Source organism: Pseudomonas sp. JV414, from assembly GCF_032424305.1.
GTDB lineage: Bacteria > Pseudomonadota > Gammaproteobacteria > Pseudomonadales > Pseudomonadaceae > Aquipseudomonas > Aquipseudomonas lini.
Map to the genome: position 1 here is coordinate 445,697 of NZ_VYKC01000022.1, position 26,275 is coordinate 471,971.

The window sequence follows — 26,275 nt, forward strand, 5'->3', positions numbered from 1 at the left end:
CCTGTTTCGTGCGCCACGGCAACTGCCGTGGCGCACCCCGGTCACAACTGGATACCGCCCAATCCGTTGCGAGCGTCGGATCATGAAGAACCTGAAAATCGCCACCTTCAACGTCAACGGCATGCGCGCCCGCTTGCCGAATCTACTGGCTTGGCTTGCGCGGGAGCAGCCAGACATCGCCTGTTTGCAAGAACTCAAATCGGTTGACGGCGCATTCCCCGTCGCCGAGCTGGAGGCGGCCGGGTATGGCGCCGTCTGGCACGGCCAGGTGTCGTGGAACGGGGTGGCGATTCTGGCGCGCGGTGCGCAACCATTGGAGAGCCGACGCGGTTTGCCGGGTGATGACAGCGATACCCATAGCCGCTACGTGGAAGCTGCCGTGCACGGGGTTCTAGTGGGTTGTCTGTACCTGCCCAATGGCAATCCGCAGCCGGGACCAAAGTTCGATTACAAACTGGCGTGGTTCGAACGCCTGATCTCGCACGCCAAGGACTTGCAGTGCAGCGACCATCCGGTGGTGCTGGCCGGCGATTACAACGTGGTGCCCACCGATCTGGACATCTACAACCCGCGCTCCTGGCTCAAGGACGCGCTGCTGCAACCCGAGAGTCGCGCGTGTTATCAGCGGTTGCTGGATCAGGGTTGGACCGACTCCCTGCGTCATCTGTATCCAGAGGAGCGGATCTACACCTTCTGGGATTATTTCCGTCAGCACTGGCAGAAAAACTCGGGGTTGCGCATCGATCATCTGCTGCTCAATCCGGCACTGAGTCCTTACCTGCAAGAGGCCGGCGTCGATGCCTGGGTTCGCAACGAACCTCATGCCAGCGATCATGCACCGACATGGATTCGATTGGGTTCGCGCAAGCGTCGATAGTCTTGGCGTGTGCGGCGATTGGCTAAATCAATTGTCAGTCCGACCGTGTTTTCCCTTATACATGGCGCCCATCGGCGGAGCGATCCGCGGACCTCTGCATAAAGGATTGAGCGATGAGCGAGACACGACTGAAAAATCTTGCGCTGTACCTGCAGCGCCTGGGCTTCGATACGCCCCCGGCACCGACCCTGGAAACCCTGCGACAACTGCAACTGCGCCACACGGGTGCCTTTCCGTTCGAAAACCTCACCACGTTATTAGGCGAACCGGTGCTCATCGATCTGCCGTCCATAGAGCAGAAAGTCCTCCACGACGGTCGTGGTGGCTACTGCTACGAACTCAACAACCTGTTCCTGGCCTTGCTTCAGACATTGGGCTTCGACGCACGTGGTATCACCGGTCGCGTGGTCATGGGCCAGCCCGAAAGCGCGTGGACCGCACGGACGCACCGCTTGAGCCTGGTGACCCTGGATGGCGTGCGCTACATCACCGACGTCGGCTTCGGCGGCATGGTGCCCACCGCACCGCTGATGCTGGATACCGAAGTCGAGCAGTTCACGCCCCACGAACCCTATCGCATTGAACCGCATGCCGACGGCTACACCCTGCGCGCCAACGTCGGCGGTGAATGGCGGGCGATGTACATCTTCGATCTGCAGCGTCAGGAAGACATCGATTACACCCTCGGCAACTGGTACGTATCGACCTATCCCGAATCGTCCTTCGTGAAACAACTGATGGTGGCGCGGACGGGGGAGGGATGGCGACGCACATTGAATAACGGCAGTTTTGCCATTCATTGCATGGGCAGTGACAGCGAACGGCGGCAGGTGGCGGATGTGGATGAGTTGATCGGGTTACTGGAAAGTGAATTCGGGATTCGAGTGCCAGCGCCGGAAGTGTTGAAACGGGTGCTGGAGCGGTTGATTGAGCCTGTGTCGCAGGTAAGTTGAGCGTCATGCAATGGGGCGGATTTAATCAATTCGCCCCTTTTTCTTTTGGTCGGTGTTGTGTCTAGGAACGAACTTCAAGCTCCATCACGTGATGGATTTCGCTGAGGGCCTCTGACAATTTTTTCTCCAGGCTTTTCAGCTCGGAGGCCGTTATTCCTTTTTTGAGATGCCCGACATTTGCAACGGCAGGGTTCTGATCGGGCTTCGCCGTTTTGCCTTTATCGCTGAGCAATGCCTGGCGCAGGGTATTGTTGATTACCGTCTGATAGCCATACCCCTCGCTTTCTGCCGACGCACGCGCGGCCTCTATGACGACATCATCGAGCATGATGGTGATTCGGGTCTTGCCTTTGCTGGAGGCAACCGCTCCACGCTTGGCGTTGCTGAAGTCGTATTCATCTTTCATCGGTCAAGCCTCCATATAGTGGCGACGCTCGTTTTTGGTGGCGATGCGCGCGGAAATGATTCGCACGAAATTCGGGTCGCGGTAGGTGTATGCAACGACCAGCAGTCGACCTTTGGCATCCAGCCCGACGATGATCCATCGCGGCTCATCATGGTGGTTGTCCTGAAGCGTCAGGGCTCGTTCGTCATAAAACACCGGTTCTGTGTCGGCGAGGCTGATGCCTTGATGCTTTAGTTTGTTGGCCGCGTTCTTTGCCTTGTGGTACTGAATTTCGAATGACTTCATTATGCATACTTTATATGTATAAGCGAGAGGCGGCCGTGCCGGCGGTCGCTTGGAAAGCAAAAGATTAGCGGTGGGGAGGGAAAGGGGAGGAAGGATGTATTTCAAGAGTTTTTAGGCTGGGGGCTCTGCGGCTAAAGGGCGGTGTGAACATCTGTCCATAATCTGACCGGTTAGTTGTATACAACTCTATAGACATTTGTCCCGACTATTGAATACAGTGTGCGCACAACAAAAACCAGGGAACCCCCCAACCATGAAAACGCCCCATGTTTCACAACAACGGCCCGAGGATGAGAATCTCGGGATCGGCGCGAATATGGCTTATGGCCTGCAACACGTTCTGACCATGTACGGCGGTATCGTCGCGGTGCCTTTGATCATCGGTCAGGCTGCCGGGCTTTCGCCGGCGGACATCGGTTTGTTGATTGCTGCTTCATTGTTCGCAGGGGGGCTGGCGACATTGCTGCAGACCCTGGGTTTACCGTTTTTCGGTTGTCAGTTGCCGCTGGTGCAGGGTGTGTCTTTCTCCGGCGTTGCGACCATGGTGGCGATTGTCAGCAGTGGTGGGGAGGGCGGCTTTCAGTCAATTCTCGGGGCGGTGATTGCCGCGTCGCTGATCGGCTTGCTGATCACGCCGGTGTTCTCGCGAATCACCAAGTTCTTTCCGCCGCTGGTGACGGGCATTGTGATCACCACTATCGGCCTGACGCTGATGCCGGTGGCCGCACGCTGGGCCATGGGCGGCAACAGCCATGCTCCGGACTTCGGCAGCATGGCGAACATCGGCCTGGCGGCGGTGACGTTGGTGCTGGTGCTGCTACTCAGCAAGATCGGCAGTGCAACTATCTCCCGTTTGTCGATCCTCTTGGCCATGGTCATCGGCACAGTTATCGCCGTGTTCCTCGGCATGGCGGATTTCTCGTCCGTCACCCAAGGCCCGATGTTCGGCTTCCCGGCACCGTTCCATTTCGGCATGCCGACCTTCCACTTCGCCGCGATCCTGTCGATGTGCATTGTGATCATGGTGACCCTGGTGGAAACCTCCGCCGACATTCTGGCCGTCGGTGAAATCATTGACACCAAAGTCGACTCCAAACGCCTGGGCAACGGCCTGCGCGCCGACATGCTGTCGAGCATGATCGCGCCGATCTTCGGCTCCTTCACCCAGAGCGCCTTCGCCCAGAACGTCGGGCTGGTGGCGGTAACCGGGATCAAGAGCCGTTTCGTGGTGGCCACTGGCGGTGTGTTCCTGGTGGTACTCGGATTGCTGCCATTCATGGGTCGGGTCATCGCCGCCGTACCAACCTCCGTGCTCGGTGGCGCCGGCATCGTGCTGTTCGGCACCGTGGCGGCCAGCGGCATTCGGACGCTGTCCAAGGTCGACTACCGCAACAACGTCAACCTGATCATCGTCGCCACCTCCATCGGTTTCGGCATGATCCCCATCGCTGCACCGAACTTCTACGACCACTTCCCTAGCTGGTTCGCGACGATCTTCCACTCGGGCATCAGCTCTTCGGCGATCATGGCCATCGTTCTGAACCTGGCCTTCAACCACCTCACCGCCGGCAACTCGGATCAACAATCGGTGTTTGCGGCCGGTACCGAGCGGGTCTTGCGTTATCAGGATCTGGCGGCATTGCGGGAAGGGGATTACTTCAGCGAAGGCAAGCTGCGTGACTGCGACGGGAATGAGATTCCGGTGGTGGAGGCAGAGCATGGGCATGCAGAGCCGCGAGCGGTGCATGCGAAAAGCAGTGAGCATGTCTGACGGCGGTACCCGATAAAAAGGCAGGTAGATCAAAAGATCGCAGCCTGCGGGGATTCGTGTGCGATGCGATCCCCGGAGTTGCCGCAGGCTGCGATCTTTTGACTTTATAGCGAGCACAAAAAAGCCCCTGAATCTTTCGATTCAGGGGCTTTTCGATTTTGCTGTCTGGCTCCACGACCTGGACTCGAACCAGGGACCCAGTGATTAACAGTCACTTGCTCTACCAACTGAGCTATCGCGGAATGGCGTCTATGTTACTGATTCAAAAAGAGAAGTCAAGCCTCTGTTGGCAGTTTGATGTTTTCATCGGATCAGAGGGGGTTATCGGCCATTGGCGGTTACCAGAATCGCGGTAGAGGTCTACCATGGTCGCCCGGAAGTGGTGACACGCGCTGCCGGCCCTCAGCCGAAAAGGTATGCGCCATGAATCACCTAACCCTCACACCTCAAAACAGCGAGGTGTTCGCATGAGCATCGCTCAGATCAGCCTGCCCAAAGGCGTTGGCCCGCACGCCGAGAAACTGTTCGACGCCATCACTCAGGCCAGCACCGCTGACGAATTGAACCGTGCGGGCGGCAAGGCCGAAGGTTTTGTACTGGGCCTGGAAAGCACCAAGGCGATCAAAAGCCAGGTGGCCGAGTCGCTTTATGTGGCCTATGACGACGCGGCCAGCCAACGTGCGACCGAATTGGCTTAACCGCCGAAGGTAATGGTGCCCAGCATCAGTTTGGCGTACAGCATCGTGGCGGTCAGTTGCACCAGCCACAACGCCAGGCCGCCAAGGAACACGCCCGCAGCCACTTGCAGCACCAGGTTATTACCGCGTTTGGCCGAGGAGCGGGGCACGAAGTGGTCCAGCTCGTCGCGGTCGGCGCGTAGGTCATCGTTTTTCATGTGGGTTCTCAAGAATTCTCGGGTGTACTCATAACCTGTGGGAGCGGGCTTGCTCGCGAAGGCGGCGGGACATCCAGCATCAATGTGACAGATAGACCGCTTTCGCGAGCAAGCCCGCTCCCACATTTTTGATCTGTGTGCAGTCTAGAGTGACCAGTCGCCGAACTGGGAATTATCAAAGACAAATAAAAAACGGGAAGCCCTATGGCTTCCCGTTTTCATATCACGCAAAGACTCAGATCACCTGAACGATGGCCTTGGTCACGGCGTCGATGTTGCTCTGGTTCAGCGCGGCAACGCAGATGCGGCCGGTGTCCAGGGCGTAGATGCCGAACTCGTTGCGCAGACGGGTTACCTGCTCAACCGTCAGGCCGGAGTAGGAGAACATGCCGCGCTGGCGACCGACGAAGCTGAAATCACGCTGTGGAGCTTTTTTCGCCAGCAGGTCGACCATCTGGGTGCGCATGCCGCGAATCCGCAGGCGCATTTCTGCCAGTTCTTCTTCCCACTGGGCGCGCAGTACCGGGCTGTTCAGCACGGCGGCGACGATGCTTGCACCGTGGGTCGGCGGGTTGGAGTAGTTGGTGCGGATCACGCGTTTGACTTGCGACAGCACGCGTGCGCCTTCTTCTTTCGATTCGCTGACGATCGACAGGGCGCCAACGCGCTCGCCGTACAGCGAGAAGGATTTGGAGAACGAGCTGGAAACGAAGAAGGTCAGGTCCGATTCGGCGAACAGGCGCACGGCCGCGGCGTCTTCATCGATGCCGTCGCCAAAGCCCTGGTAGGCCATGTCGAGGAATGGCACGTGACCTTTGGCCTTGACCACCTCCAGCACGTTTTTCCAGTCCGCCGGGCTCAGGTCCACGCCGGTCGGGTTGTGGCAGCAAGCGTGCAGCACAACGATCGAGCCGGACGGCAGGGCGTTCAGGTCTTCCAGCAGGCCGGCGCGGTTAACGTCGTGGGTGGCGGCGTCGTAGTAGCGATAGTTCTGCACCGGGAAGCCGGCGGTTTCGAACAGCGCTCGGTGGTTTTCCCAGCTCGGGTCGCTGATTGCCACGACGGCGTTCGGCAGCAGTTGCTTGAGGAAGTCGGCACCAATTTTCAGCGCGCCGGTACCGCCGACAGCTTGGGTGGTGATAACCCGGCCAGCGGCGATCAGCGGCGAATCATTGCCGAACAGCAGTTTCTGCACGGCCTGGTCGTAGGCGGCGATGCCGTCGATCGGCAAGTAGCCACGGGAAACGTGTTGAGCGGCGCGAATCGTCTCGGCTTCGACAACGGCGCGCAGGAGTGGAATTCGCCCCTCCTCGTCGCAGTAAACACCGACCCCCAGGTTGACCTTGTTGGTACGGGTATCGGCATTAAATGCTTCGTTGAGGCCCAGGATTGGATCGCGTGGTGCCATTTCGACAGCGGAGAACAGGCTCATTATTGCGGCGGCTCTGAATGGAGTGTGGAGGGACGTGTCGCGCTCCAGCCGAATGCACTAGAGCGGTGCACAAACGGGGAGCTAGTATAGAGGCCATCAGCGATTGATGGCGACAGGCGATTCGGCTTTTACGGTAAGTTTTTCGAATTATTTTTCGATCGTTGACCGAGTGATGTCGTCAAAGGTTCTACCCGATGTAGGACGTTTGCCTTGAAAGCGATGGCAATCGGCTCCACATTGAGCACAATCCAGTTTTTTCCTCGGGCGACATCGGTCGTTTGCGGTCTTTTTCGTTGCTGTCCGGTTTGATCGGACAGGCGCGAATCCCCGCACCGAGAACCGAGAGGTATTTATGTCTGAATTCCAGCTAGTCACCCGCTTCGAGCCCGCCGGCGATCAGCCGGAAGCCATCCGCCTGATGGTCGAGGGCATTGAGGCCGGGCTGGCGCACCAGACGTTGCTCGGTGTGACCGGCTCGGGCAAGACCTTCAGCATTGCCAACGTGATCGCCCAGATACAGCGCCCGACACTGGTGCTGGCGCCCAACAAGACTCTGGCCGCGCAGTTGTATGGCGAATTCAAGGCGTTCTTCCCGAACAACGCGGTTGAATACTTCGTCTCCTATTACGACTACTACCAGCCCGAAGCCTACGTGCCATCATCCGACACCTTCATCGAGAAGGATGCCTCGATCAACGACCACATTGAGCAGATGCGCCTGTCCGCGACCAAAGCGTTGCTGGAGCGCAAGGACGCGATCATCGTCACCACGGTGTCCTGCATCTACGGTCTGGGCAGTCCGGAAACCTATTTGAAGATGGTGTTGCACGTCGATCGCGGCGACAAGCTCGACCAGCGCGCGCTGCTGCGTCGTCTGGCCGACCTGCAATACACCCGCAACGACATGGACTTCGCCCGGGCGACTTTCCGGGTGCGCGGCGATGTGATTGATATCCACCCGGCGGAATCCGATTTCGAAGCGATCCGCATCGAGCTGTTCGATGACGAGGTGGAGAGCCTGTCCGCCTTCGACCCGCTGACCGGTGAAGTCATTCGCAAACTGCCGCGTTTCACCTTCTATCCGAAGAGCCACTACGTGACGCCGCGGGAAACCCTGCTCGAGGCCACCGAAGGGATCAAGATCGAATTGCAGGAGCGCCTGGAATACCTGCGCTCCAACAACAAACTGGTGGAAGCCCAGCGACTGGAACAGCGCACCCGTTTCGACCTGGAGATGATCCTCGAGCTGGGCTACTGCAACGGCATCGAAAACTACTCGCGCTATCTGTCGGGTCGTGAGTCCGGCCAGGCGCCGCCTACTTTGTTCGATTATCTGCCGGCCGATGCCTTGTTGGTGATCGACGAATCCCACGTCAGCGTGCCGCAAGTCGGCGCCATGTATAAGGGCGACCGTTCACGTAAAGAAACGCTGGTGGAGTACGGTTTTCGTCTGCCCTCGGCGTTGGATAACCGGCCGATGCGCTTCGACGAGTTCGAAAGCATCAGTCCCCAGACGATTTTTGTCTCGGCCACGCCGGGCAATTACGAGGCGGAGCATGCCGGCCGAGTGGTCGAACAACTGGTGCGCCCGACCGGCCTGGTGGACCCGCAAATCGAAATCCGTCCGGCATTGACTCAGGTCGACGACTTGCTTTCGGAAATCACCAAGCGAGTCGCCCTGGAAGAACGGGTGCTGGTTACCACACTGACCAAACGTATGTCCGAAGACTTGACCGATTACCTGGCCGACCACGGCGTGCGCGTGCGTTATCTGCACTCGGACATCGACACCGTGGAACGGGTCGAGATCATCCGTGACTTGCGTCTCGGCGTCTTCGATGTGCTGGTGGGGATCAACCTGCTGCGTGAAGGTCTGGACATGCCGGAAGTCTCGCTGGTAGCGATTCTCGACGCCGACAAGGAAGGCTTCCTGCGTTCCGAGCGCTCGCTGATCCAGACCATCGGCCGGGCGGCGCGTAACCTCAATGGACGGGCGATTCTGTATGCGGATCGCATCACCGGTTCCATGGAGCGGGCGATCGGCGAGACCGAGCGTCGTCGCGACAAGCAGATCGCCTTCAACCTGGCCAATGGCATCACGCCGAAAGGGGTGTTCAAGGACGTCGCGGACATCATGGAAGGCGCAGTCGTGCCGGGTTCGCGCAGCAAGAAGCGCAAAGGCATGGCCAAGGCCGCCGAGGAAAGTGCCAAATACGAGGCCGAACTGCGCTCGCCGAGCGAGATCAGCAAACGCATTCGTCAGCTTGAAGAAAAGATGTACCAGCTCGCCCGCGACCTGGAATTCGAAGCTGCGGCGCAGTTGCGCGACGAAATCGGCAAACTGCGGGAGCGGTTGATCGCGGTTTGAGATGTGCAGTGAATGGGCGGGCCTCATCGCGGGCAAGCCCGCTCCCACAAGGATTGAGGGTATTCACACAATATGTGGCCACCTACGGATCCTGTGGGAGCAGGCTTGCCCGCGATGAGGCCCGCCGGAACACTACAAATATCAATTGCGCACGTCCCAAGCCTTCAGCCCTGCCTGCAACCTCCTGGTAGATCCCCTTGCAATATTGGCTTATATACCCCACTCACTGGAGCCGGGCAGCTATCGCCTGTTACCATTCGGCTCTTGTTGGAAGTTCGCTTTGATCTTCGCTTTTTATTCTTTTCGAGACATGCCATGACCACCGTCCGCACTCGCATCGCGCCATCGCCTACCGGGGACCCCCACGTAGGTACCGCTTACATCGCTTTGTTCAACTACTGCTTTGCCAAGCAGCATGGCGGTGAGTTCATCCTGCGGATCGAAGATACCGACCAACTGCGTTCGACCCGCGAGTCCGAACAGCAGATTTACGACGCCCTGCGCTGGTTGGGTATCGACTGGAGCGAAGGCCCGGACGTCGGCGGCCCGCACGGTCCTTACCGTCAAAGCGAGCGCGGCGATATCTATCAGAAGTACTGCCAGCAACTGGTCGACATGGGCCATGCTTTCCCGTGCTTCTGCACCAGCGAGGAGCTGGACCAGATGCGCGCCGAGCAAATGGCGCGTGGCGAAACCCCACGTTACGACGGCCGTGCGCTGTTGCTCTCCAAGGAAGAGGTCGCGCGTCGCCTGGCTGCCGGCGAGCCGCACGTCATCCGCATGAAAGTGCCGACCGAAGGCGTGTGCGTGGTGCCTGATATGTTGCGTGGCGATGTCGAGATCCCGTGGGATCGCATGGACATGCAAGTGTTGATGAAGACCGACGGTCTTCCAACGTACTTCCTGGCCAACGTGGTCGATGACCACTTGATGGGCATCACCCATGTTCTGCGCGGTGAAGAATGGCTGCCTTCGGCACCGAAACTGATCCTCTTGTACGAATACTTCGGCTGGGAGCAACCGCAGCTGTGCTACATGCCGCTGCTGCGTAACCCGGACAAGAGCAAGCTGTCCAAGCGCAAGAACCCGACCTCGGTGACCTTCTACGAGCGCATGGGCTTCATGCCGGAAGCAATGCTCAACTACCTGGGGCGCATGGGCTGGTCGATGCCGGATGAGCGCGAGAAGTTCTCACTGCAGGAAATGGTCGACAACTTCGACCTGCAGCGCGTTTCCCTCGGTGGGCCGATTTTCGACATCGAGAAGCTGTCGTGGCTCAACGGCCAATGGCTGCGTGACCTGCCAGTGGAAGAGTTCGCCGCTCGCCTGCAAAAATGGGCACTGAATCCTGAATACATGATGAAGATCGCACCGCACGTGCAGGGCCGGGTTGAAACTTTCAGCCAGGTCGCACCGCTGGCCGGCTTCTTCTTCGCCGGTGGTGTGAACCCGGACGCCAAACTGTTCGAATCCAAGAAGCTCTCGGGCGATCAGGTTCGTCAGTTGATGCAGTTGATTTTGTGGAAGCTGGAAAGCCTGCGTCAGTGGGAGAAGGACAGCATCACTGCAACCATCCAGGCGGTGGTCGAATCCCTGGAGTTGAAGCTGCGTGATGCGATGCCGCTGATGTTCGCCGCGATCACAGGCCAGGCTAGCTCGGTATCGGTGCTCGACGCGATGGAAATCCTCGGTCCGGACCTGACCCGTTTCCGTCTGCGCCAGGCTATCGACCTGCTGGGCGGCGTGTCGAAGAAGGAAAACAAGGAGTGGGAAAAACTGTTGGGCAATATCGCCTAAGGTCGTTTGATCCTGCGTAGGAGCTGCCGAAGGCTGCGATCTTTTGATCCTGCTCTTCGGCGCCACCCCCGTTTTTCGGGGGGAGGGCGGTAAGTGATTGTTATGGCGACAAAAAATTTTGGAAATTGTTAAAAATAAGTTTGACAGCCTTCCGATGCGCCATTAAGATTCGCCCCGTCCTCAGCGATGAGGGGCTATAGCTCAGCTGGGAGAGCGCTTGCATGGCATGCAAGAGGTCGACGGTTCGATCCCGTCTAGCTCCACCAATTTACACTTCAAGGTCTGGCCACACCGGCCTTGAAGCGATCAACACTCAGCGTTGATCAAGTGTATAGAAGGGTTTGCGTCCCCTTCGTCTAGTGGCCTAGGACACCGCCCTTTCACGGCGGTAACAGGGGTTCGAGTCCCCTAGGGGACGCCAGTTTTACAGAAGCGATGTTGCAAGATGTCGCTCCGCCGCGAGGCGAAAAATCCGGGGCTTTAGCTCAGCTGGGAGAGCGCCTGCATGGCATGCAGGAGGTCAGCGGTTCGATCCCGCTAAGCTCCACCAATTTTACAGTTCAAGGTCTGGCCACACCGGCCTTGAATCGATCAGCTCTCAGCACTGATCAGTTGTATAGAAGGGTTTGTGTCCCCTTCGTCTAGTGGCCTAGGACACCGCCCTTTCACGGCGGTAACAGGGGTTCGAGTCCCCTAGGGGACGCCACGATTACCCGCTCTGCGGGATTTTTAAGGGTCATTCAATTATTGAATGGCCCTTTTGTTTGTCTGGCGTTTGGCCAACTCTCCTTTTTCCTCAAAACTGTTCTTCAGACCAGCGGTCACATTCACGACTTGCGGAAAATTATTATGAGAATAATATTCTAGTCGTAATATTCGGAGGCAACGATGAACGATAAAAAAGCTCAAACCCGCGAGCGCATCCTCAAGGCTGCCAGTGCAGCGCTGATCCAGCGCGGCCCGGCCGAGCCGAGCGTGGGTGAAGTGATGGGCGCGGCCGGCCTGACAGTCGGCGGCTTCTACGCGCACTTCGAAAGCAAGGACGCACTGATGCTGGAAGCGTTCAAGCAGCTACTCAGCCATCGTCGTGGCTTGATCGCCGACATGGACGCCGAGTTGACTGGCGAAGAGCGTCGCGCGTTGGTCGCGGCGTTCTATCTGTCGCGCAAACACCGTGATTCCACCGAGCATGCATGTCCGATTCCGGCGTCGGTCGGTGAGCTGGGCCGTCTGCCGGACGAATTTCGTGTGGCGTTGAATGAGCATGTTGAATTGATGGTCGCGCAGTTAGCGGCCAGCCCGGAAGACACCGACAAGGTCTTGGCCGACATCGCCTTGATGGTCGGTGGTTTGGCTCTGGCGCGGGCGCTGGGGCCAGGAGAGTTGTCCGATCGTTTGCTGCGCGCCGCCAAGTCGGCGGTGTTATGACCTAAAGGCGTCAGCCTGAGGAGATGGGCGATGAACACGTTGAGCTGGGTTCGTGGCGTTAATGGCACCTTGGGCTGGTTCGCGCCGAAGCTGGTCGCGAGCAAGATGCGTCTGGCATTCATGACCCCGCGCGAGTTACCGCCGCGTGATTGGGAATTGCCGCTGCTGGCGAAATCTGAACGAATCACTTTGCGTTTCGGCCTCTCGGCGCTGCGCTGGGGCCAGGGGCCGGCAGTGTTGTTGATGCACGGCTGGGAAGGCCGACCAACGCAGTTTGCTGCGCTGATCACGGCGCTGGTCGATGCCGGTTACACCGTGGTTGCCCTGGACGGCCCGGCACACGGTCGTTCGCCTGGCCGCGAGGCCAATGTGGTGCTGTTCGCGCGGGCCATGCTCGAAGCGGCCGCAGAATTGCCGCCGCTGCAAGCGGTGATCGGTCACTCCATGGGCGGCGCCAGTGCCATGCTCGCGGTTCAGTTGGGCTTGCGCACCGAAACCCTGGTCTCGATCGCCGCCCCGGCGCGAATTCTCGGGGTACTGCGTGGGTTCGCACGCTATGTGCGCCTGCCGCCCAAAGCGCGTTCGGCGTTTATTCGCCAAGTCGAGAAAGACGTCGGCATGCGCGCCGCTGCGCTGGATGTTGCGCGCTATCAGCTCGACATGCCGGGGCTGATCGTCCATGCCGAGGACGACAACTTTGTTCCGGTCAAGGAATCCCAATTGATCCACGAAGCCTGGTTCGACAGCCGTCTGTTGCGCCTGGAGGAGGGCGGTCATCAGCGGGTGCTCGCCGATCCGCGGGTGATCGACGGCGTTCTCTCGCTGCTGGCCGGTCGCAGCCTGCAATCGCGCCAATCGGCCTGAGCTTCCGTTACACTGCCCCGGTCGAAATAATCTGACCAGGAGTGGGGCATGGGCTGGGATCGGACAACGCCGTTTATCATTGATCTGGAAGTGGGCGCCGAGGATATCGACGGGCTGGGCCACGCGAACAACGCGGTGTACGTGACCTGGCTCGAGCGCTGCGCCTGGCGCCACTCGCAACGGCTTGGGCTGGATCTGGTCGAGTACCGGCGGCTGGATCGGGCGATGGCGGTGGTACGGCACGAGATCGATTACCTGGCAGCGGCCTATGAGGGCGATGAGTTGCAGTTGGCGACCTGGATCGTCGATTGGGACCAGCGCCTGAAAATGACCCGGCACTTCCAGTTGAAGCGCCCCAGCGACAACACGACGTTGCTGCGGGCGCAGACCACTTTCGTGTGCATCGAACTGTCGACCGGCAAGCCCAAGCGCATGCCTACGGAGTTTATCGAGGGCTACGGCACGGCGTTGCAGCCTGCCACTTGACACGATCCCCTGTAGGAGCTGCCGAAGGCTGCGATCTTTTGATCTTGCTCTTTCCGGGCTTGCTGAAAATCAAGATCAAAAGATCGCAGCCTTCGGCAGCTCCTACAGGGGTTACCTTTTCGATCGCGCAATCCAGTAAACTGCCGCACGTTTTTCGTTGAGTGTGTTTTTCATGCAAATTGCTTTGGCGCCCATGGAGGGGTTGGTCGACAACATCCTGCGGGACGTGCTGACCCGTGTGGGCGGTATTGATTGGTGCGTGACCGAGTTCATTCGGATCAACGATCAGCTGCTTACGCCTGCCTATTACCACAAGTTCGGCCCGGAACTGCTGACTGGCGCCCGAACCGCGTCTGGTGTGCCGCTGCGGGTGCAGCTGCTGGGTTCCGATCCGGTGTGCCTGGCGGAAAACGCCGCACTGGCCTGCGAGTTGGGTTCCGAAGTCATCGACTTGAACTTTGGCTGCCCGGCCAAGACCGTCAACAAATCCCGTGGCGGCGCGGTGCTACTCAAAGAACCTGAACTGCTCAACCAAATAGTCGAACACGTCCGTCGTGCCGTACCCGCGCACATTCCAGTGACCGCCAAGATGCGTCTCGGCTTCGACAGCCCGGACGGTGCGCTGGTCTGCGCCACGGCCCTGGCTGAAGGCGGCGCAGCGCACATCGTGGTTCATGCGCGGACCAAGACTGATGGCTACAAGCCGCCAGCTCACTGGGAATGGATCCCTCGGGTGCAGGATGTGGTCAAGGTGCCGGTGTTTGCCAACGGCGACATCTGGAGCGTCGAGGACTGGCGTCGTTGCCGCGAGATCAGCGGCGTCGAAGACATCATGCTCGGTCGTGGACTGGTATCGCGCCCGGATCTGGCCCGGCAAATCGCCGCGGCCCGCGCCGGTGAAGACGTCGTCGAGATGACCTGGGCCGAGCTGCTGCCGCTGATTCAGGACTTCTGGCTGCAAGCCAAGGCGCAGATGACGCCACGTCAATCGCCGGGTCGCTTGAAGCAATGGCTGGCGATGCTGACCCGCAATTATCCCGAAGCGGTAGAGCTGTTTACCGTCCTGCGTCGTGAGACCGAACTGGATAATGTCTCGCGTTTACTGGGTTTGCAGGTGTCTGAAGCGGCCTGAATCTACTCAAAAAAAATCTGAAAAAAATCTCTTGAAAAGCAATCAGCGATCCTTATTTAAGGATTACGCGATGCCGAATTCGGGTCGCGGAGACAAAAAAACTTGCTGATTATGTTCAGGAGATTTGAATCATGAGTACTGCATTTTCCCTGGCCCCACTGTTCCGTTCCTCGGTAGGTTTCGACCGTTTCAACGACCTGTTCGAAACCGCCCTGCGCAATGAGCCAGGCAGCACCTATCCACCCTACAACGTTGAAAAATACGGTGATGATCAATACCGCATTGTCGTAGCGGCCGCCGGTTTCCAGGAAGAAGACCTGGACCTGCAAGTGGAGAAAGGTGTGTTGACCATCAGTGGCGGCAAACGTGACGCGGACGAAAACGTCACTTACCTGTACCAAGGCATCGCGCAGCGCGCTTTCAAACTGTCGTTCCGTCTGGCGGACCATATTGAAATCAAGGCCGCCGAACTGCGCAACGGTTTGTTGAGTATCGACCTGCTGCGGGTGATTCCGGAAGAAGCGAAAGCCAAGCGCATCCCGATCAACGGGACGGAAAAACCGGCTCTGCAACACTGAGTCATTCGAAGAAATACATTCGTTTGAACAGGCTGTAACCCGCTGAACGAAGGCCCCGACTTGTCGGGGCCTTTTTGTTTCCAGGCAAAAAACAGCATTGCAAGCTTTGCCGCCTTACGACGGTTTCTTTACAACCCGCGCCAGTTTTGCCGACCCCCATCCTGCCAGATCGGCCCGGAGTTTTGATTCTGCATCCCCTCTTAGGAACAACTTTGTCAATTTAGTTTCCGGCGTTGACATTTCCTGTAACAACTATGAAAATACCGTCCACGAGTAAGGACTACTCCTTGCAACCAATAAGATTGTAAATGCTCAAGGGATTAGCATGTTTCATGCCGCAGCTATAAATTCTACTCTTCCGCTGCCTTTTCCTCTAAAACACTCCGCGCCTTATCAGTTTCCGCCCGACGCCGTTCCAGCGATAGAATCATTACGTCCTCGGCACGAGCCAGTTCCTCGTCGACTGACGATCACTCGATATAAAGAAAAAATCTACGGCATGACTTTTAGTTGTGTGCGTACCTTTATGCCGTTCGTTTCTACCTCTGAAGCGCACGAAGAACTGTATTGACCAAAATAAATAGACATCGACACATCGACTAACTCACGCATTATTAACAGGCATTAATCACCCTTTCCTGCACGCTCGACCCTTGGGGTTTGCCCTCAATTCAGATCTGTTTTACAACAAGGCCACATGAAAATGAAAATACTATTCATTGCTTTGCTAGGGGTTTTATCGCTAATTCAAACATCACTATCCTTGGCGGATAATGTCAATGGGAAAAATCTCTATTTACAGAGATGTGTCATGTGCCACGGAATAGATATCAAAGGAACAGGACCATTGGCTAATAAAAGCATTCCTCCTACACCTGATCTTGCAACCCCCGCTTTCAAGAAACGATTAAATGATTACCCGGGCGTTATTGTGTCATCGATAATACTTCGCCCAAGTGGAAACTTGATTCCTAAAACGTTGCGAGAGAACGGTGTAAAGATACCGCCGCACGCTTGGAGTGTTAATGATCTGCGTGATCTACATCAATACATGAGTGGCGTGATTTCGAAAAAGCGATGATATTGAGATGAGAGGCAGGCACAGAAATCCAAGAGCCATTTCAGGGTTGGTTGCAGAGAGTCGATCAAGAAATTACGTAAAAACTGGTAATTGGAGTGCCTGTTACGGAACGTCTCCCGTGCCGTGCATCAGTGACCCTGATTATTTGAGCAGTTTCTGAAACTCCTCCACCGGCAACGGCCGACTGTGCAAATACCCCTGATACAAATGGCAGCCCAGCCCCTGCAAAAACTCCAGTTGCTCCAGGTTTTCCACCCCTTCGGCGATGACTTCCAACTCCAGGCTGCGGGCCATGGCGACGATGGCGCGAATGATTTCGGCATCGTTGGGGTCGGTGGTGGCGTCGCGGATGAACGACTGGTCGATTTTCAGAGTGTCTACCGGCAGGCGCTTGAGGTAGGTCAGCGAGGAATAACCGGTACCGAAATCGTCCATGGCAAAGCTCACGCCGAGTTTTTTCAGGCGCCGCATTTTGCTGATGGTGTCGTCCAGGTTCTGGATGACGATGCCTTCGGTGATTTCCAGCTTTAGCAATGAGCAGGGCAGGCCGTAGCTGCCGAGACTGTGTTCGATGCGTTCGACGAAATCGGTCTGACGGAATTGCCGGGGGCTGATGTTCACACACAGGCTGAAATCGAGCGGGTCGATCAGACCTTTGGCGGTCAGTTGTTTGAAGGCCTTGCAGGCTTCGTCGAGGATCCACGTGCCGACTTCCAGAATCAGCCCGCTGTCTTCCAGCACCTTGATGAACTCGGTGGGCGATTGCGCGCCCAGTTGTGGATGGTGCCAGCGCACCAAAGCCTCGGCGCCGGTTATGCGGTTGTCTCGAGCATCCACCTGAGGTTGGTATTGCACGCTGAACTCACCCCGGGAAAGGGCCAGGCGCAGGTCGGTTTCCATGCGCAGGCGTTCGCTGGCGGCCTTTTGCATGGTGTTGTGATACATCTGCGTGGTGTTGCGGCCCGAGTCCTTGGCGCGGTAAAGGGCGATATCGGCACGTTTGAGCAAGTCGGTCGGGGTCGAGCCGTGGTCGGGGATCAGCGCGATGCCGATGCTCGGCGTCACTTGCAGGCGCTGTCCGTCGAGGAACATCGGTTCGGACAGCAGTTCGCGCAAGGTGTCCGCCAACTCCCGGACCTGAGCGCTGACGTCGCTGCGCGAGCCTTCCAGGCCGCTGAGCAACACCACGAATTCGTCACCGCCCAGGCGCGCGACGGTGTCCTCCATGCGCACGCTGGCTTCAAGGCGCGCGGTGATGATCTTCAGCACCGTATCGCCCACCGGGTGGCCGAGGGAGTCGTTGATGTGCTTGAAGTGGTCGAGGTCGAGGAACATCAGCGCGCCACGCAGGTTGTGGCGTTTGAGCAGGGCGATCTGCTGGCTCAGACGATCCATCAATAGTGCGCGGTTGGGCAGGTTGGTCAGCGGGTCGTGGTAGGCCAGGTGACGGATCTGCGCTTCGGCGTTTTTCAGTAAGCTGACGTCCCGCGCGGTCAGCAGCAGGCACGCGGTTTCGTTGAGGGTGATCGGCTCCACCGAGACTTCGACGGTCAGCAACTCGCCGCGTTTGTTGCGCCCGAGCATTTCCTGATGGTGAACCCGGCCCTTGATCTGTAGTTCCGCCAGCAACGCTGAGCGTTGTTTCTCTTCGGCCCAGATACCGACTTGATACACCGTGCGGCCGACCACTTCATCGGCGCGGTAGCCGGTCAGGCGACAGAAACCATCGTTAACCTCCAGGTAGCGTCCGGTGTCGCGCTCGGTAATGGTGATGGCGTCGGGGCTTGAGTGGAAAGCCTTGGCGAACTTCTCCTCGCTGGCCTTGAGCGCCGCTTCCGAGCGTTGCTGCTGGGTGATGTCGCGCAGGGTGGTGACGATGCACGGCTGGTCGCCGACGCTGATCTGCCGGCTCGATATCACGCAGGTCAGGGACTGCCCGGCCTTGTGCTGAACGATGATTGCCACATTGTTCAGGCCCTGTTCGCGGATGACCCGCTCGATCCTTTGCAGGCTTTTCGCCGAAGCGTCCCACAGGCCGATTTCGTCGGCGCTGCGGCCAATCACGTCGGTGGTGTTCCAGCCGAATGTCTGAGTGAAACTGGAGTTGATCTCGATGAATTGGCCGGTGTCCTGGCGTGTGACGCAAATCGGGTCCGGGCTGACCTGGAACAAGGTGGCGAATTTCTCTTCCGACGCCACCAGTTGCTGTTCGCGCTCCACCTGATCAGTGATGTCCAACAGTGTGCCGGCCATGCGCAGCGGGTTCCCGTGGTCGTCTCGATAAAGTCTGGCGCGGCTTTCCAGGTAGCGCGAACTGCCGTCCTGCAGCTGCACCCGGTACGTCAGTTGATAATTACCAGCCGGGCCCTCGCGCAAGCTGCGGTAGGCGTCACGCATGGTGTCGCGCTCTTCGCCGGGCACGCCTTCGAAAAACGCATCGAAGGATTCATGGAAGGGCTTGGGGTCCAGCCCATGCAACTGGGCGGCCCGTGCCGAGCCGTAAAGCATGCCGCTGGGAATGTGCCAGTCCCAGGTGCCGAGTTGCGCCGAATCCAGAGCCAGGTCGAGGCGTTCCTGGCTGTCTTTGAGGGCGTGCTCGGCAATTTTGCGTTCGGTGGTATCGAGGAACGTGCTCAGCAGATAAGGCTGGCCTTCGAGTTCGACCTTTTGCGCACTGAGGATGCCGTCGTGAACTTGCCCATTGCTGGCACGAAATTGCACCTCCATGTTGATCAGCTCGCCTTTGGCCTTGGTGGCTTTGACCAGTTGCACCCGTTGCTCCGGGTTGACCCAAAGGCCCAGTTCCAGCGTGGTTCGGCCGATAGCGTCTTGTACCGGCCAGCCGAACAGGCTTTCGAAATACTGGTTGGCTTCGCTGATCAGGCCGTCTTCCTGACGGGTCAGCAGGACCATGTTCGGGCACAGGTGAAACAGCGTGGCGAAGCGTTTTTCCGAGCTGCTCAGCGCCTGTTCGCGCTGGCGCTGATGGGTGATTTCACGAATGACCCCAATCATTCGCGGCCGACCGTTTTTGTCCGGCAGCAGGCTGCCGTTGATTTCCAGCCAATGCAGGCTGCCGTCGGGCCAGCGGATGCGGTGGTGCATCGCCTGTTCCAGCGGGGCGCCGGCGATCACTGCATTGAATGCACGGATGGCTTTCGCCCGATCCTCCTGAGGCAGCAGATCAAGGTATTCCAGGTCCTCGGGCAACGGTTGCCTGGGATCGAAGCCGAACAATGCCTGAGTACCCCGAGACCAGCTGATCTGCCCCCGCTCGATGTCCCAATACCAGGCGCCGAGCCGAGCGCCGTTGAGGGCCGCCAGCAACTGCGGGGCGCTTTCCCAGCTCTGCTCGGACCGTTTGGGGTCAAGTGCCTGAATTCGCGGCATCGGCGGCATACGTTCAACAGATTTGGGCATGGATGACAGGCCTTGGGCTGAATTGGGCGTTAGGCACAGGGTTTTGGGGCTCTATAGGCGTAGCACAAAAAGAAGAAGCACAGCTTAGCCGCGAGTCCCTGGCTGATCGATTTGTGCATCCAGCAGAGCCATGAAGGCCCGTGCCGCGTTCGACAGCGTCCGTTCGGTGTGCAGGATATAGCCTAGCTGGCGAGTGAGCTGTATGCCCGGCAAAGGTATGCGCGCCACTTGATCGTCCAGCATGGTGCGCGGCAAAACGCTCCAGGCGAGACCGATCGAGACCATCATCTTTATGGTTTCCAGATAGTTCGTGCTCATGGCGATGTTCGGCGTCAGGCCCTGGGCCTCGAACAGGCGCTGCACGATGTGGTGGGTAAAGGTGTTGCCACCGGGGAAAACCGCAGGGTGCAAGGCGATATCCGCCAGGCTGACCGGCCCGTTAGCGATCAGCGAATGCTCCGGGGCGACCACGAAATCCAGCGGGTCGTCCCACACGGGCGTGGCCTTGACCAGTGCATGGGGCTCCGGTGCAAGAGTAATTACCGCCAGTTCGGCGCGGCCATGGAGGATTTCTTCGTAAGCCACTTCCGAATCGAGGAACTGAATATCCAGCGCCACTTGTGGGTAGCGTCGGGTGAACTCCCTTAATAAGGGCGGCAAACGGTGCAGGCCAATGTGATGACTGGTGGCCAATGTCAGACGACCGGAGACTTCGCCGGTCAGGTTGGTCAGGGCGCGGCGGGTGTCATCCAGTACATTGAGGATCTGATAGGCCCGTGGCAGCAGGGCGCGACCGGCTTCGGTCAAGCTGACTTCCCGGCCCAGTCGATCGAACAGCCGCACCTTCAATTGTTGTTCCAGGCCGGCGATGCGTTTGCTGATGGCGGGTTGCGTCAGATGCAGCCGTTCGCCGGCGCCGGAGAAGCTTCCGGTCTCGGCAATCGCGATAAAAGCATTGAGGTTGGCGAGGTCCATGATGATGTCTCAGTTGTATTCCAGATGGTTATGCAAAGCATGAAAAATATGAATTTGAGTTATTTAATGTAACCCCCTAGGATCGACCTCACAAGCCAAAGGGTTATTGAAACTTTCAAGATCCGGGGCATAGAAACAAGCTGATGAGGAACCGTCTGATGGCCGGCAAAACGCTCTACGACAAGCTCTGGGATTCGCATTTGGTCAAGCAGCGCGACGATGGCTCGGCGCTGATCTATATCGATCGTCACATCATCCACGAAGTGACCTCGCCGCAAGCCTTCGAAGGCCTGCGTCTGGCCGGGCGCAAGCCTTGGCGCATCGATGCCAACATCGCGACCCCGGACCACAACGTTCCGACTACTCCGGAGCGCAAGGGCGGCATCGAAGCGATTGTCGACCAGGTCTCGCGTTTGCAGGTTCAGACCCTCGACGATAACTGTGACGAATACGGCATCGTCGAATTCAAGATGAATGACGTCCGCCAAGGCATCGTCCACGTCATCGGCCCGGAGCAGGGCGCAACATTGCCGGGCATGACCGTGGTTTGCGGCGACTCCCATACCTCGACCCACGGCGCGTTCGGTGCCCTGGCTCACGGTATCGGCACTTCCGAGGTCGAGCACGTGCTCGCCACTCAGTGCCTGGTCGCGAAAAAGATGAAGAACATGCTGGTGTCCGTCGAAGGCCAATTGCCGTTCGGCGTGACCGCCAAGGACATCGTCCTCGCGGTGATCGGCAAGATCGGCACCGCCGGCGGTAACGGCCATGCCATCGAATTCGCCGGTAGCGCGATTCGCGACTTGTCCGTTGAAGGTCGCATGACCATTTGCAACATGGCGATCGAGGCGGGCGCTCGCGTAGGTCTGGTGGCCGCCGACGAAAAAACCGTGGCTTACGTCAAGGGCCGTCCATTTGCTCCGAAAGGCGCGGAGTGGGACTTGGCTGTCGAGGCTTGGAAAGACCTGGTCTCCGACGCGGATGCCAAGTTCGACACCATCGTCGAACTCGATGCCACTCAGATCAAGCCGCAAGTCAGCTGGGGCACCTCGCCCGAGATGGTCTTGGCTGTCGATCAGAACGTTCCCGATCCTGCGAAGGAAATGGACCTGGTCAAGCGTGGCTCCATCGAACGCGCGTTGAAGTACATGGGTTTGACCGCCAATCAGGCGATCACCGACATTCAGCTGGACCGCGTATTCATTGGCTCCTGCACCAACTCGCGGATCGAAGACCTGCGCGCCGCTGCCGTGATCGCCAAGGGCCGCAAAGTGGCGTCGACCATCAAACAGGCCATCGTGGTGCCGGGTTCGGGGCTGGTGAAGGCTCAGGCCGAATCCGAAGGTCTGGACAAGATTTTCCTCGAGGCCGGTTTCGAATGGCGCGAGCCGGGTTGCTCGATGTGCCTGGCGATGAACCCGGACCGTTTGGAGTCGGGCGAGCATTGCGCGTCGACCTCCAACCGTAACTTCGAAGGCCGTCAGGGCGCCGGTGGTCGTACGCACCTCGTCAGCCCGGCCATGGCCGCCGCCGCCGCGGTAAACGGTCGTTTCGTCGACGTCCGTGAATTGATCTAAAGGAGCGCAGCATGAAAGCTTTTACCCAGCACACTGGTCTTGTCGCGCCTTTGGATCGTGCCAACGTCGACACCGACCAGATCATTCCGAAGCAGTTCTTGAAGTCGATCAAGCGCACCGGTTTCGGTCCGAACCTGTTCGATGAGTGGCGTTACCTGGATGTCGGGCAGCCGTATCAGGACAACTCCAAGCGTCCGTTGAACAAGGACTTCGTCCTCAACGCCGAGCGTTATCAGGGCGCCAGCGTGTTGCTGGCCCGCGAGAACTTCGGTTGCGGCTCCAGCCGCGAACACGCGCCGTGGGCGCTGGAAGAGTACGGTTTTCGCAGCATCATCGCGCCGAGCTATGCCGACATCTTCTTCAACAACAGCTTCAAGAACGGCTTGCTGCCGATCATCCTGAGCGACGCTGAAGTCGATGAACTGTTCCAGCAGGTTGAGGCGACTCCGGGCTATCAGTTGCAGGTTGATCTGCAAGCCCAGACCGTGACTCGTCCAGATGGCAAGGTGTTGAATTTCGAAATCGACGCTTTCCGCAAACACTGCCTGCTCAATGGCCTGGACGATATCGGCCTGACCTTGCAGGACCACGAGGCGATTGCCACGTTTGAAGCCAAGCATCGCGCGAGCCAGCCTTGGTTGTTTCGTGATGCGTGATTGATCCGGAATTGATGCAGGCAGTGCCGGCCTCATCGCGGGCAAGCCCGCTCCCACAGTGATTTGCGCCGTTCACAAAACCTGTGGGAGCGGGCTTGCCCGCGATGACGGCAGCCCAGACAACGCAAGGCTAACCCTAAAAAGGAAGTCCCCATGACCAGCACCGCCCAGCACAGTCAGGTAGTACAAAAGCAATTTGGTGAACAGGCCTCGGCCTATCTGAGTAGCGCCGTACACGCTCAAGGCACTGAATTCGCGCTGCTACAGGCTGAACTGGCGGGGCAGGGTGATGCCCGCGTGCTCGACCTCGGTTGCGGCGCCGGTCATGTGAGTTTTCACGTGGCTTCGCTGGTCAAGGAAGTAGTGGCCTATGACCTGTCCCAACAGATGCTCGACATGGTGACCGCTGCTGCCATCGATCGCGGCTTGAGCAACGTGTCCACCGTACTAGGTGCCGCCGAGCGCTTGCCGTTCGCTGACGGCGAGTTCGATTTCGTTTTCAGCCGTTATTCGGCGCACCATTGGAGCGATCTCGGGTTGGCGCTGCGCGAAGTTCGCCGGGTACTGAAGCCGGGCGGGGTGGCGGCGTTCATCGATGTATTGTCGCCGGGCAGCCCGTTGTTCGACACTTACCTGCAAAGCGTCGAAGTGCTGCGCGACACCAGCCACGTGCGCGATTATTCTGCCGGTGAGTGGTTGCGTCAGGTTAGCGAAGCGGGGTTGCATACCCGCAGCACCACGCGCCAACGGCTGCGCCTTGAATACACGTCCTGGGTCGAGCGCATGCGCACGCCGCAAGTAATGCGCGCGGCGATCCTCGAGTTACAGCAATCGATGGGCAATGAAGTTCGCGAATATTTTGAGATTGAGGCCGATGGTTCGTTCAGTACAGATGTGCTGGTGCTGATGGCTGAACGATAAGCGCCAAGACTTTTTCCGGGCATGCCCAAGGGCGTGCCGACTGATGACATGAGGAAAGCATGAGCAAGCAGATTCTGATTCTCCCGGGTGACGGTATTGGCCCGGAAATCATGGCCGAAGCAGTCAAGGTGCTGGAGCTGGCGAACGACAAGTACAGCCTGGGCTTCGAACTGAGTCACGACGTGATCGGTGGCGCCGCCATCGACAAGCACGGCGTGCCGCTGGCCGACGAAACCCTGGCCCGTGCCCGTGCCGCCGATGCGGTATTGCTGGGTGCCGTGGGCGGTCCGAAATGGGACACCATTGAACGTGATATCCGCCCTGAGCGCGGTCTGCTGAAAATCCGTGCGCAACTGGGCCTTTTCGGCAACTTGCGTCCGGCAATCCTGTACCCGCAACTGGCCGAGGCTTCCAGCCTGAAGGCGGAAATCGTGGCGGGGCTGGACATCCTGATCGTCCGTGAACTGACCGGCGGCATCTACTTCGGTGCGCCACGCGGTGTGCGTGAACTGGAAAACGGCGAGCGTCAGGCCTACGACACCTTGCCGTACAGCGAAACTGAAATCCGCCGCATCGCCCGTGTCGGTTTCGACATGGCGCGTGTGCGCGGCAAGAAGCTGTGCTCGGTGGACAAGGCCAACGTGCTGGCGTCCAGCCAACTGTGGCGTGAAGTCGTCGAGCAAGTGGCCAAGGACTACCCGGACGTCGAACTGAGCCACATGTACGTCGACAACGCCGCCATGCAACTGGTGCGTGCACCGAAGCAGTTCGACGTGATCGTCACCGACAACCTGTTCGGCGATATTCTTTCCGACGAAGCGTCGATGCTCACCGGCTCCATCGGCATGCTGCCGTCGGCGTCGCTGGATGCCAACAACAAAGGCATGTACGAGCCATGCCACGGTTCGGCACCGGACATCGCTGGCAAGGGCATTGCCAACCCGTTGGCGACCATTTTGTCGGTGTCGATGATGCTGCGTTACAGCTTCAATCTGCAGGACGCGGCCGATGCCATCGAGAAGGCCGTGAGCCTGGTTTTGGATCAGGGCCTGCGCACAGGTGACATCTGGTCGGCCGGTTGCACCAAGGTTGGTACGCAGGAAATGGGCGACGCAGTAGTCGCCGCGCTGCGGAATCTGTAATCTCTTTGGCCCGCTGCAACTTTCAACCATGAAAGCAGCGGCCCACTTTTAAGAAGGTGTAGTTGCGATGAAACGTGTAGGTCTGATCGGTTGGCGCGGTATGGTCGGTTCCGTGCTCATGCAGCGGATGCTGGAAGAGCAGGATTTCGATCTTATTGAGCCGGTGTTTTTCACCACTTCCAATGTCGGTGGCCAAGGCCCGTCCGTGGGCAAGGACATTGCTCCGCTCAAGGACGCTTACAGCATTGAAGAGCTGAAAACCCTCGACGTGATTCTGACCTGCCAGGGTGGCGACTACACCAGCGAAGTCTTCCCGAAACTGCGCGAAGCCGGCTGGCAGGGTTACTGGATCGACGCCGCTTCCAGCCTGCGCATGCAGGATGACGCGGTGATCGTGCTGGACCCGGTGAACCGCAAGGTCATCGACCAGCAGCTCGACGCGGGCACCAAGAACTACATCGGCGGCAACTGCACCGTCAGCCTGATGCTGATGGGCCTGGGCGGCCTGTTTGAAGCCGGTCTGGTCGAGTGGATGAGCGCCATGACCTATCAGGCGGCCTCCGGTGGCGGCGCGCAGCACATGCGTGAACTGATCAAGCAAATGGGTGTGACCCACGGCGCTGTCGCCGATCAACTGGCCGATCCGGCCAGCGCCATCCTCGACATCGACCGCCGTGTCGCCGAAGCCATGCGCAGCGACGCGTACCCGACCGAAAACTTCGGCGTACCGCTGGCCGGCAGCCTGATCCCGTGGATCGACAAGGAACTGCCAAACGGTCAGAGCCGCGAAGAGTGGAAGGCCCAGGCCGAGACCAACAAGATCCTCGGTCGCTTCAAGAGCCCGATCCCGGTCGACGGTATCTGCGTGCGCGTCGGCGCCATGCGTTGCCACAGCCAGGCGCTGACCATCAAGCTGAACAAAGACGTGCCGATCGCCGACATCGAAGGGCTGATCAGCCAGCACAACCCTTGGGTCAAACTGGTGCCGAACAACCGTGAAATCAGCATGCAGGAGCTGAGCCCTACAAAGGTTACCGGTACCCTGAACGTGCCGGTTGGCCGTCTGCGCAAGCTGAACATGGGTTCGCAGTTCGTCGGTGCCTTCACCGTCGGCGACCAACTGCTATGGGGCGCGGCCGAACCGCTGCGTCGCATGCTGCGGATCCTGCTTGAGCGTTGATCTGTTGAAGTAATGAAGAGCCCGCGCCTTGAAAGAGGTGCGGGTTTTTTT

23 protein-coding genes and 5 tRNA genes are annotated in these 26,275 nt (G+C 58.7%); 21 read left to right on the forward strand and 7 right to left on the reverse strand.

The annotated features are described in order from the left end of the window. Positions 1 to 82 precede the first annotated feature (82 nt). Complete coding sequence (gene xth, locus F6R97_RS26000; protein ID WP_038980061.1) at positions 83 to 877, forward strand: exodeoxyribonuclease III; 795 nt, start codon at positions 83 to 85, stop codon at positions 875 to 877. Positions 878 to 990: 113 nt separating this feature from the next. Further along, positions 991 to 1,830: an arylamine N-acetyltransferase gene (locus F6R97_RS26005; RefSeq protein WP_315867318.1), complete on the forward strand. Its 840-nt coding sequence runs from the start codon at positions 991 to 993 to the stop codon at positions 1,828 to 1,830. A gap of 61 nt (positions 1,831 to 1,891) precedes the next feature. Here F6R97_RS26005 and F6R97_RS26010 read toward each other — a convergent pair whose 3' ends face one another. Together F6R97_RS26010 and F6R97_RS26015 are read right to left on the reverse strand one after the other, a co-directional pair. Then, complete coding sequence (locus F6R97_RS26010; protein WP_038980063.1) at positions 1,892 to 2,236, reverse strand: BrnA antitoxin family protein; 345 nt, start codon at positions 2,234 to 2,236, stop codon at positions 1,892 to 1,894. 3 nt (positions 2,237 to 2,239) lie between these two features. Further along, positions 2,240 to 2,521, reverse strand: a complete 282-nt coding sequence (locus F6R97_RS26015; RefSeq protein WP_048395159.1) for a BrnT family toxin — start codon at positions 2,519 to 2,521, stop codon at positions 2,240 to 2,242. 253 nt (positions 2,522 to 2,774) lie between these two features. On the opposite strand from F6R97_RS26015, the gene F6R97_RS26020 reads away from it, so the two are divergent. Continuing rightward, a complete protein-coding gene (locus tag F6R97_RS26020; protein WP_048395157.1) occupies positions 2,775 to 4,292 on the forward strand; it encodes a nucleobase:cation symporter-2 family protein in 1,518 nt (505 codons plus the stop codon). 166 nt (positions 4,293 to 4,458) lie between these two features. Here F6R97_RS26020 and F6R97_RS26025 read toward each other — a convergent pair. Next, positions 4,459 to 4,534, reverse strand: a tRNA-Asn gene (locus tag F6R97_RS26025). A gap of 225 nt (positions 4,535 to 4,759) precedes the next feature. Between F6R97_RS26025 and F6R97_RS26030 the strand changes: the two genes are divergently transcribed. Beyond that, positions 4,760 to 4,990 carry a hypothetical protein gene (locus tag F6R97_RS26030; protein ID WP_008007186.1) on the forward strand — a complete coding sequence of 77 codons (231 nt, stop codon included), beginning with the start codon at positions 4,760 to 4,762 and terminating at the stop codon, positions 4,988 to 4,990. Here the strand turns inward: F6R97_RS26030 and F6R97_RS26035 are convergent. Further along, the gene (locus tag F6R97_RS26035; protein WP_007905992.1) at positions 4,987 to 5,187 is read right to left on the reverse strand and encodes a hypothetical protein; all 201 of its coding nucleotides are present in this window, start codon (positions 5,185 to 5,187) and stop codon (positions 4,987 to 4,989) included. The two genes, F6R97_RS26030 and F6R97_RS26035, sit on opposite strands and share 4 nt — an antisense overlap. A gap of 235 nt (positions 5,188 to 5,422) precedes the next feature. Then, a complete protein-coding gene (locus tag F6R97_RS26040) occupies positions 5,423 to 6,619 on the reverse strand; it encodes an amino acid aminotransferase (protein ID WP_315867319.1) in 1,197 nt (398 codons plus the stop codon). Between the two features lie 352 nt (positions 6,620 to 6,971). Between F6R97_RS26040 and uvrB the strand changes: the two genes are divergently transcribed. From uvrB to F6R97_RS26100, 12 genes are all read left to right on the forward strand, one after another. Continuing rightward, positions 6,972 to 8,987 (forward strand): excinuclease ABC subunit UvrB, encoded by a 2,016-nt coding sequence (gene uvrB / locus F6R97_RS26045; RefSeq protein ID WP_052965513.1) that lies wholly within the window; start codon positions 6,972 to 6,974, stop codon positions 8,985 to 8,987. Between the two features lie 315 nt (positions 8,988 to 9,302). Then, entirely contained in the window at positions 9,303 to 10,784 is a 1,482-nt protein-coding gene (gene gltX, locus F6R97_RS26050; RefSeq protein ID WP_038980067.1) for a glutamate--tRNA ligase, read from the forward strand. Between the two features lie 190 nt (positions 10,785 to 10,974). After that, positions 10,975 to 11,050, forward strand: a tRNA-Ala gene (locus F6R97_RS26055). A 79-nt stretch (positions 11,051 to 11,129) separates the two neighbouring features. Then, a tRNA-Glu gene (locus F6R97_RS26060) sits at positions 11,130 to 11,205 on the forward strand. Between the two features lie 53 nt (positions 11,206 to 11,258). Then, positions 11,259 to 11,334, forward strand: a tRNA-Ala gene (locus F6R97_RS26065). An 80-nt stretch (positions 11,335 to 11,414) separates the two neighbouring features. Further along, a tRNA-Glu gene (locus F6R97_RS26070) sits at positions 11,415 to 11,490 on the forward strand. Positions 11,491 to 11,672: 182 nt separating this feature from the next. Further along, the gene (locus F6R97_RS26075) at positions 11,673 to 12,212 is read left to right on the forward strand and encodes a TetR/AcrR family transcriptional regulator (RefSeq protein ID WP_038980068.1); all 540 of its coding nucleotides are present in this window, start codon (positions 11,673 to 11,675) and stop codon (positions 12,210 to 12,212) included. A gap of 30 nt (positions 12,213 to 12,242) precedes the next feature. Next, entirely contained in the window at positions 12,243 to 13,076 is an 834-nt protein-coding gene (locus F6R97_RS26080) for an alpha/beta fold hydrolase (protein ID WP_007905981.1), read from the forward strand. 48 nt (positions 13,077 to 13,124) lie between these two features. Next, on the forward strand, positions 13,125 to 13,562 hold the full coding sequence (locus tag F6R97_RS26085) for a thioesterase family protein (RefSeq protein WP_315867320.1): 438 nt from the start codon (positions 13,125 to 13,127) through the stop codon (positions 13,560 to 13,562). Positions 13,563 to 13,734: 172 nt separating this feature from the next. Beyond that, entirely contained in the window at positions 13,735 to 14,694 is a 960-nt protein-coding gene (locus F6R97_RS26090; protein ID WP_038980070.1) for a tRNA dihydrouridine synthase, read from the forward strand. A 131-nt stretch (positions 14,695 to 14,825) separates the two neighbouring features. Beyond that, positions 14,826 to 15,272: an Hsp20 family protein gene (locus tag F6R97_RS26095; protein ID WP_038980071.1), complete on the forward strand. Its 447-nt coding sequence runs from the start codon at positions 14,826 to 14,828 to the stop codon at positions 15,270 to 15,272. A 703-nt stretch (positions 15,273 to 15,975) separates the two neighbouring features. Next, on the forward strand, positions 15,976 to 16,353 hold the full coding sequence (locus F6R97_RS26100) for a c-type cytochrome (RefSeq protein WP_315867321.1): 378 nt from the start codon (positions 15,976 to 15,978) through the stop codon (positions 16,351 to 16,353). Between the two features lie 141 nt (positions 16,354 to 16,494). Here the strand turns inward: F6R97_RS26100 and F6R97_RS26105 are convergent, their stop codons facing one another. Continuing rightward, the gene (locus F6R97_RS26105) at positions 16,495 to 19,773 is read right to left on the reverse strand and encodes an EAL domain-containing protein (RefSeq protein WP_315867322.1); all 3,279 of its coding nucleotides are present in this window, start codon (positions 19,771 to 19,773) and stop codon (positions 16,495 to 16,497) included. An 84-nt stretch (positions 19,774 to 19,857) separates the two neighbouring features. Continuing rightward, positions 19,858 to 20,748: a LysR family transcriptional regulator gene (locus F6R97_RS26110; RefSeq protein ID WP_007905966.1), complete on the reverse strand. Its 891-nt coding sequence runs from the start codon at positions 20,746 to 20,748 to the stop codon at positions 19,858 to 19,860. Between the two features lie 158 nt (positions 20,749 to 20,906). On the opposite strand from F6R97_RS26110, the gene leuC reads away from it, so the two are divergent. From leuC to asd, 5 genes are all read left to right on the forward strand, one after another. Beyond that, positions 20,907 to 22,325, forward strand: a complete 1,419-nt coding sequence (gene leuC / locus F6R97_RS26115) for a 3-isopropylmalate dehydratase large subunit (protein WP_052965520.1) — start codon at positions 20,907 to 20,909, stop codon at positions 22,323 to 22,325. An 11-nt stretch (positions 22,326 to 22,336) separates the two neighbouring features. Next, on the forward strand, positions 22,337 to 22,981 hold the full coding sequence (gene leuD, locus F6R97_RS26120) for a 3-isopropylmalate dehydratase small subunit (RefSeq protein ID WP_030132381.1): 645 nt from the start codon (positions 22,337 to 22,339) through the stop codon (positions 22,979 to 22,981). A gap of 153 nt (positions 22,982 to 23,134) precedes the next feature. Then, a complete protein-coding gene (locus F6R97_RS26125) occupies positions 23,135 to 23,902 on the forward strand; it encodes a class I SAM-dependent methyltransferase (RefSeq protein WP_315867323.1) in 768 nt (255 codons plus the stop codon). Positions 23,903 to 23,961: 59 nt separating this feature from the next. Then, a complete protein-coding gene (gene leuB, locus F6R97_RS26130; RefSeq protein WP_008007203.1) occupies positions 23,962 to 25,044 on the forward strand; it encodes a 3-isopropylmalate dehydrogenase in 1,083 nt (360 codons plus the stop codon). Between the two features lie 67 nt (positions 25,045 to 25,111). After that, positions 25,112 to 26,224: an aspartate-semialdehyde dehydrogenase gene (gene asd / locus F6R97_RS26135; RefSeq protein WP_038980075.1), complete on the forward strand. Its 1,113-nt coding sequence runs from the start codon at positions 25,112 to 25,114 to the stop codon at positions 26,222 to 26,224. The last annotated feature ends 51 nt before the right edge of the window (positions 26,225 to 26,275 follow it).

Excerpts from the sequence above, each read along its gene's own strand:
- xth (WP_038980061.1), top strand. The coding sequence starts at position 83 with ATGAAGAACCTGAAAATCGCCACCTTCAACGTCAACGGCATGCGCGCC.
- F6R97_RS26005 (WP_315867318.1), top strand. The coding sequence starts at position 991 with ATGAGCGAGACACGACTGAAAAATCTTGCGCTGTACCTGCAGCGCCTG.
- F6R97_RS26010 (WP_038980063.1), bottom strand. The coding sequence starts at position 2,236 with ATGAAAGATGAATACGACTTCAGCAACGCCAAGCGTGGAGCGGTTGCC.
- F6R97_RS26015 (WP_048395159.1), bottom strand. The coding sequence starts at position 2,521 with ATGAAGTCATTCGAAATTCAGTACCACAAGGCAAAGAACGCGGCCAAC.
- F6R97_RS26020 (WP_048395157.1), top strand. The coding sequence starts at position 2,775 with ATGAAAACGCCCCATGTTTCACAACAACGGCCCGAGGATGAGAATCTC.
- F6R97_RS26030 (WP_008007186.1), top strand. The coding sequence starts at position 4,760 with ATGAGCATCGCTCAGATCAGCCTGCCCAAAGGCGTTGGCCCGCACGCC.
- F6R97_RS26035 (WP_007905992.1), bottom strand. The coding sequence starts at position 5,187 with ATGAAAAACGATGACCTACGCGCCGACCGCGACGAGCTGGACCACTTC.
- F6R97_RS26040 (WP_315867319.1), bottom strand. The coding sequence starts at position 6,619 with ATGAGCCTGTTCTCCGCTGTCGAAATGGCACCACGCGATCCAATCCTG.
- uvrB (WP_052965513.1), top strand. The coding sequence starts at position 6,972 with ATGTCTGAATTCCAGCTAGTCACCCGCTTCGAGCCCGCCGGCGATCAG.
- gltX (WP_038980067.1), top strand. The coding sequence starts at position 9,303 with ATGACCACCGTCCGCACTCGCATCGCGCCATCGCCTACCGGGGACCCC.
- F6R97_RS26075 (WP_038980068.1), top strand. The coding sequence starts at position 11,673 with ATGAACGATAAAAAAGCTCAAACCCGCGAGCGCATCCTCAAGGCTGCC.
- F6R97_RS26080 (WP_007905981.1), top strand. The coding sequence starts at position 12,243 with ATGAACACGTTGAGCTGGGTTCGTGGCGTTAATGGCACCTTGGGCTGG.
- F6R97_RS26085 (WP_315867320.1), top strand. The coding sequence starts at position 13,125 with ATGGGCTGGGATCGGACAACGCCGTTTATCATTGATCTGGAAGTGGGC.
- F6R97_RS26090 (WP_038980070.1), top strand. The coding sequence starts at position 13,735 with ATGCAAATTGCTTTGGCGCCCATGGAGGGGTTGGTCGACAACATCCTG.
- F6R97_RS26095 (WP_038980071.1), top strand. The coding sequence starts at position 14,826 with ATGAGTACTGCATTTTCCCTGGCCCCACTGTTCCGTTCCTCGGTAGGT.
- F6R97_RS26100 (WP_315867321.1), top strand. The coding sequence starts at position 15,976 with ATGAAAATACTATTCATTGCTTTGCTAGGGGTTTTATCGCTAATTCAA.
- F6R97_RS26105 (WP_315867322.1), bottom strand. The coding sequence starts at position 19,773 with ATGCCCAAATCTGTTGAACGTATGCCGCCGATGCCGCGAATTCAGGCA.
- F6R97_RS26110 (WP_007905966.1), bottom strand. The coding sequence starts at position 20,748 with ATGGACCTCGCCAACCTCAATGCTTTTATCGCGATTGCCGAGACCGGA.
- leuC (WP_052965520.1), top strand. The coding sequence starts at position 20,907 with ATGGCCGGCAAAACGCTCTACGACAAGCTCTGGGATTCGCATTTGGTC.
- leuD (WP_030132381.1), top strand. The coding sequence starts at position 22,337 with ATGAAAGCTTTTACCCAGCACACTGGTCTTGTCGCGCCTTTGGATCGT.
- F6R97_RS26125 (WP_315867323.1), top strand. The coding sequence starts at position 23,135 with ATGACCAGCACCGCCCAGCACAGTCAGGTAGTACAAAAGCAATTTGGT.
- leuB (WP_008007203.1), top strand. The coding sequence starts at position 23,962 with ATGAGCAAGCAGATTCTGATTCTCCCGGGTGACGGTATTGGCCCGGAA.
- asd (WP_038980075.1), top strand. The coding sequence starts at position 25,112 with ATGAAACGTGTAGGTCTGATCGGTTGGCGCGGTATGGTCGGTTCCGTG.